The sequence below is a fragment of the Achromobacter sp. Root83 genome (genome assembly GCF_001428845.1).
Lineage (GTDB): Bacteria > Pseudomonadota > Gammaproteobacteria > Burkholderiales > Burkholderiaceae_B > Achromobacter.
Genome location: NZ_LMIU01000023.1, coordinates 1 through 13,182, shown reverse-complemented (window position 1 = coordinate 13,182; position 13,182 = coordinate 1). Strand labels below are relative to the sequence as shown.

Annotated in this window: 12 protein-coding genes and 3 tRNA genes; 14 read left to right on the top strand and 1 reads right to left on the bottom strand. The window is 64.7% G+C overall.

Annotated elements, in window-relative coordinates; translation table 11 throughout:
* Positions 1–43: 43 nt before the first annotated feature.
* A complete protein-coding gene (locus ASE30_RS19670) occupies positions 44–964 on the top strand; it encodes a ParB/RepB/Spo0J family partition protein (RefSeq protein WP_057285969.1) in 921 nt (306 codons plus the stop codon).
* Positions 957–1,961 carry an asparaginase gene (locus ASE30_RS19665; protein ID WP_057285968.1) on the top strand — a complete coding sequence of 335 codons (1,005 nt, stop codon included), beginning with the start codon at positions 957–959 and terminating at the stop codon, positions 1,959–1,961. Before ASE30_RS19670 ends, ASE30_RS19665 begins: the two co-directional genes overlap by 8 nt.
* A 16-nt stretch (positions 1,962–1,977) precedes the next feature.
* Here the strand turns inward: ASE30_RS19665 and ASE30_RS19660 are convergent, their stop codons facing one another.
* The gene (locus tag ASE30_RS19660; protein ID WP_057285967.1) at positions 1,978–2,853 is read right to left on the bottom strand and encodes a LysR substrate-binding domain-containing protein; all 876 of its coding nucleotides are present in this window, start codon (positions 2,851–2,853) and stop codon (positions 1,978–1,980) included.
* A 153-nt stretch (positions 2,854–3,006) separates the two neighbouring features.
* Between ASE30_RS19660 and ASE30_RS19655 the strand changes: the two genes are divergently transcribed.
* From ASE30_RS19655 to ASE30_RS19600, 12 genes are all read left to right on the top strand, one after another.
* Positions 3,007–3,594: a cysteine dioxygenase family protein gene (locus tag ASE30_RS19655; RefSeq protein WP_057285966.1), complete on the top strand. Its 588-nt coding sequence runs from the start codon at positions 3,007–3,009 to the stop codon at positions 3,592–3,594.
* Between the two features lie 2 nt (positions 3,595–3,596).
* The gene (gene metC, locus ASE30_RS19650) at positions 3,597–4,787 is read left to right on the top strand and encodes a cystathionine beta-lyase (protein WP_057285965.1); all 1,191 of its coding nucleotides are present in this window, start codon (positions 3,597–3,599) and stop codon (positions 4,785–4,787) included.
* Positions 4,784–6,382, top strand: coding sequence for a rhodanese-like domain-containing protein (locus tag ASE30_RS19645; protein WP_057285964.1), 1,599 nt, complete (start codon positions 4,784–4,786; stop codon positions 6,380–6,382). Before metC ends, ASE30_RS19645 begins: the two co-directional genes overlap by 4 nt.
* 152 nt (positions 6,383–6,534) lie before the next feature.
* Positions 6,535–7,536, top strand: a complete 1,002-nt coding sequence (locus tag ASE30_RS19640; protein ID WP_057285963.1) for a tripartite tricarboxylate transporter substrate binding protein — start codon at positions 6,535–6,537, stop codon at positions 7,534–7,536.
* A gap of 131 nt (positions 7,537–7,667) precedes the next feature.
* On the top strand, positions 7,668–8,474 hold the full coding sequence (gene hisN / locus ASE30_RS19635) for a histidinol-phosphatase (protein ID WP_057285962.1): 807 nt from the start codon (positions 7,668–7,670) through the stop codon (positions 8,472–8,474).
* A 57-nt stretch (positions 8,475–8,531) separates the two neighbouring features.
* Positions 8,532–9,917: a glutamine synthetase family protein gene (locus ASE30_RS19630; RefSeq protein WP_057285961.1), complete on the top strand. Its 1,386-nt coding sequence runs from the start codon at positions 8,532–8,534 to the stop codon at positions 9,915–9,917.
* Between the two features lie 30 nt (positions 9,918–9,947).
* On the top strand, positions 9,948–11,336 hold the full coding sequence (locus tag ASE30_RS19625; protein WP_057285960.1) for an aldehyde dehydrogenase family protein: 1,389 nt from the start codon (positions 9,948–9,950) through the stop codon (positions 11,334–11,336).
* Positions 11,337–11,360: 24 nt separating this feature from the next.
* Positions 11,361–12,524: an iron-containing alcohol dehydrogenase gene (locus ASE30_RS19620; RefSeq protein ID WP_057285959.1), complete on the top strand. Its 1,164-nt coding sequence runs from the start codon at positions 11,361–11,363 to the stop codon at positions 12,522–12,524.
* 110 nt (positions 12,525–12,634) lie between these two features.
* A tRNA-Tyr gene (locus tag ASE30_RS19615) sits at positions 12,635–12,721 on the top strand.
* 146 nt (positions 12,722–12,867) lie between these two features.
* Positions 12,868–12,941, top strand: a tRNA-Gly gene (locus ASE30_RS19610).
* Positions 12,942–12,953: 12 nt separating this feature from the next.
* A tRNA-Thr gene (locus ASE30_RS19605) sits at positions 12,954–13,028 on the top strand.
* A 56-nt stretch (positions 13,029–13,084) separates the two neighbouring features.
* On the top strand, positions 13,085–13,182 hold a 98-nt coding region (locus ASE30_RS19600), incomplete at its 3' end, for a GTP-binding protein (protein WP_033453371.1).

Genomic DNA, 13,182 nt, shown 5'->3' with positions numbered 1-13,182 from the left:
GCCTGGCTCGGGATACAAAAACAGAAGGAAAGAGGATTTAACTATGGCCACCAAGAAACCCAAGGGATTGGGTCGCGGACTGGACGCCTTGCTGGGCGCGGACGCGCCTGTCATCGACAACATAGGCAAGGCCGCGGCCAAGCCCGAGGGTCCGCCATCCACCTTGCCCATCTCGAAGATGCGCGCAGGCAAGTACCAGCCGCGCACGCGCATGGACGAGGGCGCCTTGGGCGAACTGGCCGAATCGATACGCACGCAAGGCATCATGCAGCCGATTCTTGTGCGCGCGCTTGGCGACGCCACACCAGGCCACTACGAGATCATCGCGGGCGAACGGCGTTTTCGCGCCGCCCAGTTGGCCGGCCTGAAGGAAGTGCCGGTACTGGTGCGTGAAGTGGCCGACGAAAACGCGGCTGTCATGGCGCTGATTGAAAACATCCAGCGCGAAGACCTGAATCCGCTGGAAGAAGCGCACGGCGTGCGCCGCCTGCTCGATGAGTTCGGCCTGACGCACGAACAGGCCGCGCAGGCCATCGGCCGCTCGCGGTCGGCCACCAGCAACCTGCTGCGCCTCTTGAATCTGGCCGCACCGGTGCAGACCATGCTGCTGGCCGGCGATGTCGACATGGGCCACGCACGAGCGCTGCTGGCCGTGGATGCCGCAACGCAGATCCAGTTGGCCAATCAGATCATCGCGCGCCGCCTGTCGGTACGCGAGGCCGAGAAACTTGTCGCCAAGACCGCCAAAGAAGCCGAGTCCGCCGCGTCGCCCCGCAAGAAGGCCAACGGTGTCTCGCGCGACCTCACCCGACTTGAAGAGGCCCTGTCCGACCATCTGGGCACGCGTGTGGCGCTGAAGGTCGGCGCCAAGGAAAAAGGCCAGATCGTGATCGACTTCCACGGCTGGGAACACCTGAATTCCCTGCTGGAGCGCCAAGGACTGTCCGGAGTCGTGGATGCCTGAACGCGGCCTGCCCGTTGTCGCGGTGCTTGCCACGGGCGGCACGATCGCGGGCGCCCAGTCCGACGCCACGGCCGCAGGCTACAAGGCGGGTTCATTTTCCGTGAACGACCTGCTTGCGGCGGTGCCGCAATTGACGGGCATCGCCGAGATCCGCGCCGAGCAGGTCGCAAATGTTGGCAGCCAGAACATGACGCACGACGTATGGCACGCGCTTGCTATCCGTGTCGACATGCTCTGCCAGGACGCGTCGGTGGCCGGCATCGTGATCACGCACGGGACGGATACGCTTGAAGAAACGGCGTATTTTCTGAGCCTCGTGATCCGTCACGACAAGCCCGTCGTGCTGGTGGGCGCCATGCGTCCCGCCACCGCGCTGGGCGCCGAGGGTCCCGCCAATCTGTACAACGCGGTAGCGCTCGCGAGCCACCCGGATGCGCGTGGGCGCGGTCCCTTGGTCGTCATGAACGAGGACGTGCATTACGCGCGCGAGATCCAGAAGATTGCCAGCGCGGGTCTGTGCGCCTTCGCTTCGCCCAACCGTGGCCGCGCCGGCGTCATGCATGGCGGCGCGCCATGCTTCTACTCCCGCAACACCACCACGCACACCGCTCAAAGCGAGTTTTCACTCGCATTGCTGGAAAAGGCCGGCTGGCCGCGCGTCGACATCGTCTATGCCTACGCCAATCTGCAAGCGGACCTGATCGATTTCCTGGCCAGCACCGCCGACGGCATCGTGCTGGCTGGCGTGGGCGACGGCAATGCCACGGACCTGGCCATCGAGGGGTTGCGCCGCGCGGCCGACGATGGCGTGGCCGTGGTGCGCTCCAGCCGTACCGGCAGCGGGTTTGTCGCACGGGATGTCGAACTGGACGATGCCGGCCTGGGCTTTGTGGCCGCGCGCGACCTGAATCCGCAGAAGGCGCGGATCCTGCTGATGCTGGCATTGTCCGTCACGCGCGATCCCACCGCGCTGCAGCAGATCTTCGACCGCTATTGAAAGCCTGCCGTGACGGCTATGCCGTCGCGTCGCCTTGCTGTGCCAGCCCTAGGTTGGTCCTGAGCATGTCGTAGACCTGCCGCGTCAGCGGATTGATCAGGTCGCGCCTTATCCACAGGAAGTACGTCACGTCCGGAAGCGGCGGCAGCCCTTCCTTTTCTCCAAGCACGCGCATTTCCGGTCCCAGCAGCTCCACGCTGCGGGCCGTCACACCCAGACCGGCCCGCAACGCGGCCTTTATCCCCACCAGATTGGGCGCCACGTAGTTGGTGTGCCAGCGTACGCGCGCCTGCTCCAGTGCGTTGAGCGCCAGGCGGCGGAAGATGCTGGGGTCATCGGCCAGCACCAGCGGGACCGGCGCATGCATGTCATGCACATAGTCGGCCGACGCCAACCACACCGTGGGCGAAGTGCGTAGCGCGACGCCTTCGAAGTCTTGGTCGAAGCGGGTGGAAATGGTCAGGTCGATTTCCCCGGCGCGCAGCGCATCCATCAGGAAGGGGCTGCGGTCCACGCGAATTTCCAGTTTCACGCGCGGGGCAGAGCGCGCGATGTGGGTGAGCAGGGTGGGCAGTATGGTGTCTGCCACGTCCAGCGGGGCGCCTAGCCGAAGATCCCCCTCCAGTTGCCCGTCCTGCAAGGCGCGAAGCGCTTCATCGTTGATGGCCAGCATATGGCGCGCGTACTCGACCAGTCGCCGCCCATGCGACGACAGCAGCTTGTTACGCCCCTGTTTCTCGAACAGGGGCAGGCCAATCATGGATTCCAGCCGCTGCATCTGCTGGGTGATGGCCGACTGCGTCTTGTGCAAGCGGTTGGCGGCCTCGGAAAACGTTTCATGCTGGGCGATCGCCGTCAGCGTGCGGAGCAGGTCCAGATCCAGATTACGCATGCCAGACACTCAATAAAGGCCGAGGAAAGCGGCTAAGGGAATACCCAAAATATTAGTAATGCTAATGGAATGTTAAGCCAATTTAAATTGTTGGCGTAGGGCCCGGGCGATAAAGTAAGTGCAATAACTCATGAATCACGAGGGAAACACAGAATGAGCACAGCACATCCCCAACAGGCCGGCATCGACAGCGCGGTTGGAAATATTAAAAAAACTGTAGGAAATAAGGGCCTGAACCGCGACAGCCTCCAAACGGTTCTGGATGAACTCGTGGCCTTGGCCGGCAACACCGCATGGTGGGCCGCCGACCGCTATCCGGCGCCGGAGGGGGAAGAGCGCCAGGCGCGTTACCTCATCGCCGAAGACGCAGACAAAAGCTATGCGCTCTACCTGAACGTGATGCGTCCGGGCAAAAAGATCGTGCCGCACAATCACACCACCTGGGCCTGTATCGCCGCCGTCGAGGGCGTGGAATACAACTATGTCTACGACCGTACCGATGACGGCTCCGTGCCCGGCGTGGGCAAGCTGGAAAAGACCGGCACCGTCGTGGTGGGCCCCGGCGCCGGCATCGCGCTGATGCCGGACGACATCCATGCCGTCGAGATCCAGGGCGACAGCGTCATCCGCCACCTGCATATGTACGGGCGCGCGCTGGAAACACTGAACGAGCGTCTGGGTTTCGACCTGGAGACCGGCACGTGCAAGGTCATGCCCATTGGCGTACAGACGCGCCGCTGATCATGAACAAGCCCTATCGGTCCGCGACGCGCCTGCTGCGTGCAGGGCGCCCTCATAAAGGCTGGGTCAACACCCCGGTTACGCGCGCCAGCACCTATGTCTATGAAAGCGTGGAGGCCTGGCGCGACACGCGGGCGCGCCGCGAGCATGAGCGGCTGCCGTCCTACGGCGCCCGCGGCACCGACAGCACGCATGCGCTGGAAGATGCGCTCATCGAGCTGGAGCAGGGCTTTCGCGCCAAGCTGTACCCAACGGGGCAGGCCGCCATAGCCACCGTCCTGCTCGCCTACTTGCGCGCGGGCGACCATGTGCTGCTTACCGATGCCGTCTACGAGCCGGTGCGCCGGTTCTGCGCGGAACATCTGGTCCGATTGGGTATCGAGCATACGTACTACCCGCCCGACGGCACCGGCATTGAGGCCTTGATCCGGCCCAACACGCGGATGATCTACGCCGAGTCTCCGGGATCGATGACCTATGAGATGCCGGACCTCCCCAAGTTATCCACAGTCGCGCGCGAACACGATTGCTGGCTGGCTGTGGATAACACCTGGGCGTCCGGATTGGTACACAACCCGCTCGCGCTCGGGGCCGATATCTCCATCCTGGCGGCAACCAAATACCTCAGCGGGCATGCCGATGTGATGATGGGGGCGGTCGTCTCCAATGAACGCGCCTGGCGTCCGCTGGAGCGCGCCACGATCGATTTCGGTCAGACGGTCGGCGCCGACGATGCCTTCCTGGTGCTGCGAGGCATGCGTTCGCTGCCGCTGCGCATGGCGCAGCATGCCCGTAGCGCCCTGCAGCTTGCCCACTGGCTGCTGGCGCGTCCCGAAGTGTCCCGCGTGCTTTGCCCCGCATTGCCCGGCGATCCGTCTCACGCGATCTGGCTGCGTGACTGCAGCGGCGCGAACGGCTTGCTGACGGTCGAGTTGGCCGATGCCTATACCGAGTCCGATGCCGAACGCCTGATCGACAGCCTGCGGCTCTTTGGCATCGGCGCATCGTGGGGCGGCTTCGAAAGCCTGGTGATCCCGGTCTGCCTCACGTCGCGCTCCCTGCCGGACAGCGTGCGGCGCGGCCCGATGCTGCGCCTGCACGTGGGCCTGGAAGATCCCGAGGATCTCATTGCCGACCTCGAGTCCGGACTGTCCGCGCTCGCCCAACCTCTCCGTTCCCTTCGAATCTCATGACGCACCCCAACACCCAACACCCCTACACCGACGTCGATGCGCATACGCTCAAGCAATGGCTGCACGACGGCAGTGAGATCGCGCTTCTGGATGTACGCGAGCATGGCCAATATGGCGAGTCGCACCTGTTCTACGCCGCACCCGTTCCCTACAGCAGGCTGGAGCTGGACATCGCGCGCCTGGCGCCGCGCCGCGGCGTGCGGGTGGTGGTCTACGACAACGGCGGTGTCGACGGCACGGCGGCGCGTGCGGCGGGCGCGCTGAGCGCGTTGGGCTACGGCCAGGTGCATCGTCTGACGGGCGGCATTGCGCAATGGCAGCAGGCGGGCTACGCCGTCTTCGCGGGTGTGAACGTGCCTAGCAAGACGTTCGGCGAACTGGCCGAGGAAGTGTTCCACACCCCGCGCATTGGCGCCCGCGAATTGGCCGAGCGCCAGCGGCGCGGGGATGACCTGATCGTCCTGGACGGCAGGCCCTACGCGGAATACCAGAAGATGAGCATTCCAGGCGGCGTATGCTGCCCCAACGGTGAACTGGCGCTGCGCGCCCACACGCTGGCCAGCAGTCCCGACACCACGATCGTGGTGAATTGCGCGGGCCGTACGCGCAGCATCATCGGCGCACAGACGTTGATCAACCTGGGCGTCCCCAACCCCGTCTACGCGCTCGAGAACGGCACGCAGGGATGGTATCTGGAAGACCTGCAACTGGAGCACGGCGCTCGCCGCCGCTACGGTGACGACATTGCGTCGGCGGACATACCCGAGCTGGCGCGGCGCTCCGCCCGGTTGGCCGAACGCCATGGCGTGCCCATGGCCGACGCCAGCCAGGTACAGGCCTGGCTGCGCGACACGGCGCGCAGCACTTTCCTTTGCGATGTCCGCAGCGCCGAAGAGTTCGAGCAAGGGTCCTTGCCCGGGGCGCAGCACACGCCGGGCGGCCAGCTCGTGCAGGCAACCGACCAATACCTGGCCGTGCGCGGCGCGCGCATTGTCGTATTCGACGCCGAAGGCGTGCGGGCACCGGTCGTCGCCAGTTGGCTCAGACAAATGGGATGGGACGCCTGCGTCTTGCAAGAGGGGGTGCTTGCGGCGCTGGCCCACGAAGTGCCAGCTGCGCAAGCGCCGGCCCTGACCCTGCTGTCGGATGCCGCGCTGGCGGACACGCTGGCCCAGGGCGCACAAGCCATCGACATCCGCCCCAGCATGCGCTATCGCGCCAAGCACATAGCCGGCGCGCGCTGGTCCATACGCCCGCGCCTGGACCGCCTGACGCTGGACGCCGCGCGTCCCGTCGTCCTGCTTGCCGAAGACGCCACGTTGGCAGCCTGGGCCGCCGGCGACCTGCGGGCATTGGGGATCACGGACATCAAGGCGAATACCGGCACGCCGGAAAGCTGGTCGGCGCACGGCATTGCGCTCGAATCCACGCCCGCCGACCCGGCCGATGGCGAGTGCATCGATTACCTGTTCTTCGTGCACGACCGCCATGACGGCAACAAGGCCGCGGCGCGCCAATATCTGGCCTGGGAGACCAACCTGACCAAGCAGATCGACGACCGGGAACGCGCGGCGTACCGGTTCCCCGGGCACTGACGATGCCGCTGCGGCTGGCCCGCGGCGCAACACACGCTTCAACCTGATCAATACGCCCCGGCGGCATTTGCCGGCGGGGTGCGGACGGTTCATGGCGAACCGGAATGAATGGACGGCCGAGTATCCGGCTGCCGACACAAGGGGAAATCCAGATGAAGCAACATGCATTGAATGCTTGCAGGACCGCTGCCGTGGCGATGGCCGGCCTGCTGTGGGGGGGCGCCGCCCACGCGCAGGCGCTCGCGCCATTGCAAGACTATCCCAAGCAGGCCATTACCGTGGTGTCGCCGTTTCCGCCCGGGGGCGGCAATGATGGCGCGGCGCGCCTGATCGCACAGGAGCTCAGCGCCATCACGGGTCAGAGCGTCGTGGTGGAAAATCGCTCGGGCGCGGGCGGCAACGTAGGCACGGCGCAGGTGTCGCGCGCCAAACCCGATGGCTACACCCTCGTGATGTCCCAGACCAGCGTCATGGCCGTCAATCCGCGTCTTTACAAGAATGTGGGCTTCGACCCCTTGAAGGACTTCGCGCCGATCTCGCAGATCACGTCCGCGCCGCTGGTGCTGGTGTCGCGCGCCGAAAGCCCCTACAAGACCCTGGACGACTATCTGGCGGCGGCGCGCAAGCAGCCGGGCACCATCACCTTCGCGACTCCCGGCAACGGCACCATGAGCCATCTGACGGGCGCGCTCGTGTCGCAGAAGACGGGGGTCAAGCTTGTGCATGTGCCCTACCGCGGCGCCGCGCCGGCCATCACCGATCTGATGGGGGGCACCGTCGACATGCTGATCACCTCGCCCGCGTCGGCCGAACCCATGGTGACCGCCGGCAAGCTGCGCATTCTTGCGATGAGTCATGGCGGCGGCGTGGGCATCTTCAAGGAGGCTCCGACGCTGCAGCAGGCTGGCATGGAAGGCATCACGTCGGATGACTGGTATGGACTGTTCGCGCCCGCGGGCACGCCTGCCGACCGCATCGCTTATCTGGCGCAGGCCGTGGACCAGGCGATGAAGTCGCCCGCCGTGATCGCCAAGATCAACAGCGGCGGCAGTCGTCCGGTGGGCAGTCCCCCGGCCGAATTCAAGGCCCGCCTGCAGCAGGACACGGCGTATTGGGCGGAGATGGTGAAGATCGCCGGCGTCTCGCTGGATTGACGGAGAAAGCGGGGGCGCGACGCTCCCCGCTACCGCCCGCGGCCGTAGGGCCCGGCCTGGACCGCGGTTCCGGCTATGTTTGTAAATTCGCGGCAAGGTGTCTAGACTGGAAAAATCCCGGGAGTGCATCCATGCAAACTTCTTCGGCCTTGACCAGACAGCAACTGGCTGCGTTTTCCTCGTTCGCGCAGACGATGGCGGACCGCGTGCGGCCCCTGTCGCGCAAATGGTTCCGGCATCCGCTCGCGGTGGACACCAAGGCGGACGCCAGCCCCGTTACACAGGCGGACCGGGAGGTCGAGTCGGCCTTGCGCGGGGCCATCGCCTCGCACTACCCCGATCACGGCATCTTCGGCGAAGAGTTCGGCGCCTCTCATGCCGAGGCCGAGTTCGTCTGGTCGCTGGATCCCATCGACGGTACTCGCGCGTTCATCTCCGGCAATCCGCTGTGGGGCACCTTGCTGGCGCTGCTGCATCGGGGCAAGCCGGTGCTGGGCGTGATCGATATCCCCATGCTGGATGAGCGCTGGCTCGGCGCCGCGGACTCCCCCTCGCGGCTCGGCGGGGAAGCATGCCACGTCAGTGCCTGTGCCGAATTGCGCCAGGCCATCCTGTATGCCACGTCCCCCGATATCTTCGAAGGCGCGGAACTGGCCGCGTTCGACGCCCTGACCCGCGCGGTCCGCATGCGCCGCTACGGCGGGGACTGCTATAGCTATGGGCTGCTGGCCAGCGGCCATGTGGATCTCGTCGTCGAGGCCGGGCTGCAGCCGTACGACTATCTGGCGCTGATGCCCGTGGTCGAAGGCGCGGGCGGGATCATTACTGACTGGTCGGGGCAGCCGCTCAGCCTCGAATCGCAGGGCCGCGTGGTCGCGGCCGCCACGCCGCAGTTGCATCGCCAGGCGATGCGGGTGCTGGGGGCGGCCATGACTTGAATCGCGCGCCGCCTGCCCGCAGTTCAACGCAACGCTTCAGTCACAAGGTGAACGAGCATGCATGCACTAGGGGTAGCAACGGTGGAAGACGCGGAGCGTCTGGTGCAAGCCAGCCCGCTCTCGCATATCAAGGTGGGCCTGTCCGATGTGGACGGCGTCATGTTGGGCAAGTATCTGCGGCGCGACAAATTCCTCGGCGCCCTGCGCTCGGGGCTGGCGTTCTGCGATGTCGTGTTCGGCTGGGACCTCGACGACCAGCTCTACGACAACACCAAGTACACCGGCTGGCACACCGCATACCCCGACGCCAAGCTCAGGATCGTGCCGCAGAGCGGCCGCCGGTTGCCGCTGGAACAAGGGCCGGGCGGGGAAGACATGCTGCTGTTCCTGGCGGAATTCGAAGGCGATGCGGGCGCCATCTGTCCGCGCCGTCTGCTGCACCGGACGATAGATCGCGCCGCCGGCATGGGCTATGACGTCTACGCCGCGCTGGAGTACGAGTTCTTCATGTTTCGCGAGACGCCACATTCGGTGCGCGCGAAGCACTATCGCAACATGGAGAACTGGACGCCGGGAAATTTCGGATATTCGATGCTGCGCAGCACGGTCGAAGGCGACTTCTACCGCAAGCTCCTGGACATGTGCGAACGCATGGACATGCCCATCGAGAGCCTGCATACCGAGACCGGGCCAGGCGTCCTGGAGGCGGCGATAGCCGTGGATCTGGCGGATGCCGCGGGCGACAAGGCATTTCTCTTCAAGACCTTCGCCAAGGCGCTCGCGCAGCAGAACGGCCTGATGGCAACATTCATGGCCAAGTGGTCGCACGACCATCCCGGGCAAAGCGGCCATATCCATTTGTCGCTGCGGGACCGCGAAACGGGCCGATCGGCCTTCCACGATGCGTCGCAACCTCACGGGATGAGCGGCCTGCAGGCATCGTTCATGGCCGGCGTACAGCGCTATCTGTCCGAATTCATGGTGCTGTATGCCCAGACCATCAACAGCTATTCGCGCCTGGTGCCGGGATATTGGGCGCCGCTGGACGCCACCTGGGGCATGGAGAACCGCACCACGGCGTTGCGCCTGATTCCGGGTAGCGACAAGTCGCAGCGCGTCGAAGTGCGCATCGGCTCCGCCGACGCCAACCCCTATCTTGCGCTGTCCGCCGCCTTGGCTTCCGGCCTGTATGGAATCGAGCAGGGCCTGAAGCCCGAACCGATGGTGCAGGGCAACGCCTACACCCAGCAGTTTCCCGCGCATTTGCGCCTGCCCACGACCCTATGGGAGGCCGCGCAGCGGCTGCGGGAATCCGAGGCTGCCCGCCTCCTGTTCGGCGACGCTTTCGTGGAACATTATGTGGCGACGCGCGAATGGGAAGAACGGCAATTCCGCCGCCACGTGACCGACTGGGAGCTGGCGCGCTACTTCGAGATCATCTGAATCCCATCCAATCCGCTTGCTCAGGCCGCCATGACCCAGGAATTTACCACCATCAGTCCCATCGACGGCCGCGAGGTCGTTCGCCGCGCTTACGCCAGCGAAGCGCAAGTCTCGCAAGCGCTGGCCAACGCGCAGAGCGCTCAGGTAGCCTGGCACGGCCTGGGCGTCGTCGAACGGGGGCGCATCGTATCGGAGGCCGTCGACCGTTTCGTGGCCGCCAAGGACGAGATCGCGCGCGCCATCACGATCCAGATGGGTCGGCCCCTGCGCTACACGCCGGGAGAAGTGGCCGGCTTCGAGGCGCGAGCGCGCCACATGATCGCAATCGCGGGCGAAGCGCTCGCGCCTGTGTCCGTGGCCGCGCAGGCGGGCTTCACGCGTTTCATAAGCCGCGAGCCGATTGGCGTAGCCCTGACCATCGCGCCGTGGAACTACCCCTTGCTGACCGCTGTGAACAGCGTCGTGCCCGCCCTGATGGCGGGCAATGCCGTCATCCTCAAGCATTCGAACCAGACTCCTTTGTGCGCGGAACTGATGGACCGCGCGTTTCGCGAAGCTGGCGCGCCGAAAGGCGTGTTCCAGTATCTGCATGCCAGCCATGACACCGTGCAGCGGCTCATCCGAGCGCCCGAGATCGGTTATGTGTCGTTCACCGGCTCGGTGCGGGGTGGTCGAGTCATCGAGGAAAGCGCCGCCGGGCGTTTCATCGGCGTGGGCCTTGAATTGGGCGGCAACGATCCCGCTTACGTCAGAGCCGACGCCCGGATCGGTCATGCCGTGGAGACGCTGGTGGACGGTGCGTTCTTCAATTCTGGCCAGTCTTGCTGTGGTATCCAGCGCATCTATGTGGCGCGCAAGCGGTACGAGGAATTCGTCGAACGCGCGACCGCCTTGACTCAAGGCTATGTGCTGGGGAACCCGCTGAACGCGGACACCACATTGGGTCCGGTCGTGCGCGCGAGCGCCGCCGCCGAGATACGGGGTGTCATTGCCCAGGCGGTGTCGGCCGGCGCCAAGAACATGATTGATCCTTCACATTTCACAGAAGCGAGTGAAAGCTCGCTTTATGTGGCGCCGGCCGTGTTGACGCAAGTCGACCACCGCATGCGCGTCATGAGCGACGAGTGCTTTGGCCCGGTGGTTGGAATCATGCCGGTCGACACCGACGAGGAAGCCATCGCGCTGATGAACGACAGCCCGTATGGCCTTACCGCCGCGGCGTTCACGCAGGACGAGGAGGCCGCGCTGCATATCGGCAGGCAAGTCCGAACTGGAACCTTCTTTATGAACCGCTGCGATTACCTCGACCCGGCGCTTGCCTGGACGGGGGTCAAGAACTCGGGGCGGGGCGTATCGTTGTCGGCCGTCGGGTACGAGCCGCTCACGCAAGCCAAGTCCTTTCATCTGCGCAATATCTGAAACGACGAATTCGGGAAGCAAACCATGACCGTGCCTTCAGTCAACTGGAACTACCCCACCGCCATCAAGGTCGGCCCCGGCCGCGTCAGGGAGCTGCCCGATTGGTGCCGCCAACTTGGCATGGCGCGCCCCTTGCTGGTCACGGATCCTGCTCTGGCTTCCCTGCCAATGGTGGGCGATGCGGTGCTTGCTTGCCGCGAGGCCGGCCTGGACTGCGGCACGTTTCATGAAATCAAGGGCAATCCCACGGGTCGCAACGTCGACGACGGGGTGATGGCTTATCGCAAGGGCCGCCATGACGGCGTGATCGCATTCGGCGGCGGGTCCGCGCTGGATGCCGCAAAGGCCATCGCCCTGATGGCGGGCCAGACGCGGCCCCTGTGGGACTTCGAAGACATCGGCGACAACCACCTTCGCGTGAATGAGTCCGGCATGGCCCCGGTAGTCGCCGTGCCGACGACCGCCGGCACGGGCTCCGAAGTCGGCCGGGCCTCGGTCATCACCGATGAGTCCGCCCAGGTAAAGCGCATCATCTTCCACGCGCGCATGCTGCCTTCCATCGTCATTCTGGATCCGGAGCTGACCGTCGGCCTGCCGCCGAGGGTCACCGCGGCCACCGGCATGGATGCGCTATCCCACAATCTAGAGGCCTACTGTTCGCCGTTCTTTCATCCGATGGCGGCTGGCGTGGCCGTCGAAGGCATGCGCCTGATCAAGGAATACCTGCCGCAGGCGGTGGCCGATGGCCGCGATGTGCAGGCCCGCCAGCAGATGCTGGTGGCATCCAGCATGGGAGCCACCGCATTCCAGCGGGGGCTGGGGGCCATGCACGCGCTGGCGCATCCGCTAGGCGCGCTTTACGACGCGCATCACGGGATGCTCAATGCGATCCTCATGCCGTATGTGTTGAAGGCGAACCAGCAGGCGGTGGCGCCGCGGTTGGAGGCCTTGGCCCGTTACCTGGGCTTGCCGCAAACCGGACCGGCCGCGGTCCTGGACTGGGTGCTCGGCCTGCGCGAGGCCGTCGGCATCCCGCATACGCTGGCCGATATCGGCATCGACGAGGCCCAGGCGGAGCGGGTGGGGCGCATGGCTATCGAGGATGCGTCCGCCGGAACCAACCCCGTGGCATACACGGCCGAAAAATATTCTGCGCTTTTTCGTGCAGCCGTTCACGGAAACCTGTAAGCTTCGCCCCCTCTGCGCGGAAACGCGTTGGCAGAACAGAAATTTTGAAGATTTCGTCCGAATGGTTTGACAGCGGATTTGAAAGTGTTCATAATCTCAAGTTCTCCGCTGGAGGGGTGCCCGAGTGGTTAAAGGGGGCAGACTGTAAATCTGTTGGCCTTGCGCCTACGTTGGTTCGAATCCAACCTCCTCCACCAGAGACCCATACCTAAATCCAGGCGCTGTTTGCCTGGATTTGCAATGTAAGGCCTAGGGAACTGGGCGGCCTTCGCAAAGAAGGTTGTAAGTTTCCCCAGGCCTTGGTTTCGAAGGGTTTGGGTAAGAGAAGGTGAAAGGGTTTGCCGCGGGTGTAGCTCAATGGTAGAGCAGAAGCCTTCCAAGCTTACGACGAGGGTTCGATTCCCTTCACCCGCTCCAAGATTTTGAAATGCCCATGTGGCTCAGTGGTAGAGCACTCCCTTGGTAAGGGAGAGGTCGCGCGTTCGATCCGCGCCATGGGCACCACAAATTTCCAAGTTCTTTTCTTCAGTCTGAAGCGCAATCCAGGTCAGGAGTCAGCCATGGCAAAAGGCAAGTTTGAACGTACCAAGCCGCACGTGAACGTGGGTACGATTGGTCACGTTGACCACGGCAAAACGACGTTGACGGCAGCTATCAC

Bases quoted from the DNA above. Each gene is read 5' to 3' on its own strand.
- ASE30_RS19645 (WP_057285964.1), top strand. From the start codon at position 4,784: ATGACGCACCCCAACACCCAACACCCCTACACCGACGTCGATGCGCAT.
- metC (WP_057285965.1), top strand. From the start codon at position 3,597: ATGAACAAGCCCTATCGGTCCGCGACGCGCCTGCTGCGTGCAGGGCGC.
- ASE30_RS19660 (WP_057285967.1), bottom strand. From the start codon at position 2,853: ATGCGTAATCTGGATCTGGACCTGCTCCGCACGCTGACGGCGATCGCC.
- ASE30_RS19655 (WP_057285966.1), top strand. From the start codon at position 3,007: ATGAGCACAGCACATCCCCAACAGGCCGGCATCGACAGCGCGGTTGGA.
- ASE30_RS19640 (WP_057285963.1), top strand. From the start codon at position 6,535: ATGAAGCAACATGCATTGAATGCTTGCAGGACCGCTGCCGTGGCGATG.
- hisN (WP_057285962.1), top strand. From the start codon at position 7,668: ATGCAAACTTCTTCGGCCTTGACCAGACAGCAACTGGCTGCGTTTTCC.
- ASE30_RS19630 (WP_057285961.1), top strand. From the start codon at position 8,532: ATGCATGCACTAGGGGTAGCAACGGTGGAAGACGCGGAGCGTCTGGTG.
- ASE30_RS19670 (WP_057285969.1), top strand. From the start codon at position 44: ATGGCCACCAAGAAACCCAAGGGATTGGGTCGCGGACTGGACGCCTTG.
- ASE30_RS19625 (WP_057285960.1), top strand. From the start codon at position 9,948: ATGACCCAGGAATTTACCACCATCAGTCCCATCGACGGCCGCGAGGTC.
- ASE30_RS19620 (WP_057285959.1), top strand. From the start codon at position 11,361: ATGACCGTGCCTTCAGTCAACTGGAACTACCCCACCGCCATCAAGGTC.
- ASE30_RS19665 (WP_057285968.1), top strand. From the start codon at position 957: ATGCCTGAACGCGGCCTGCCCGTTGTCGCGGTGCTTGCCACGGGCGGC.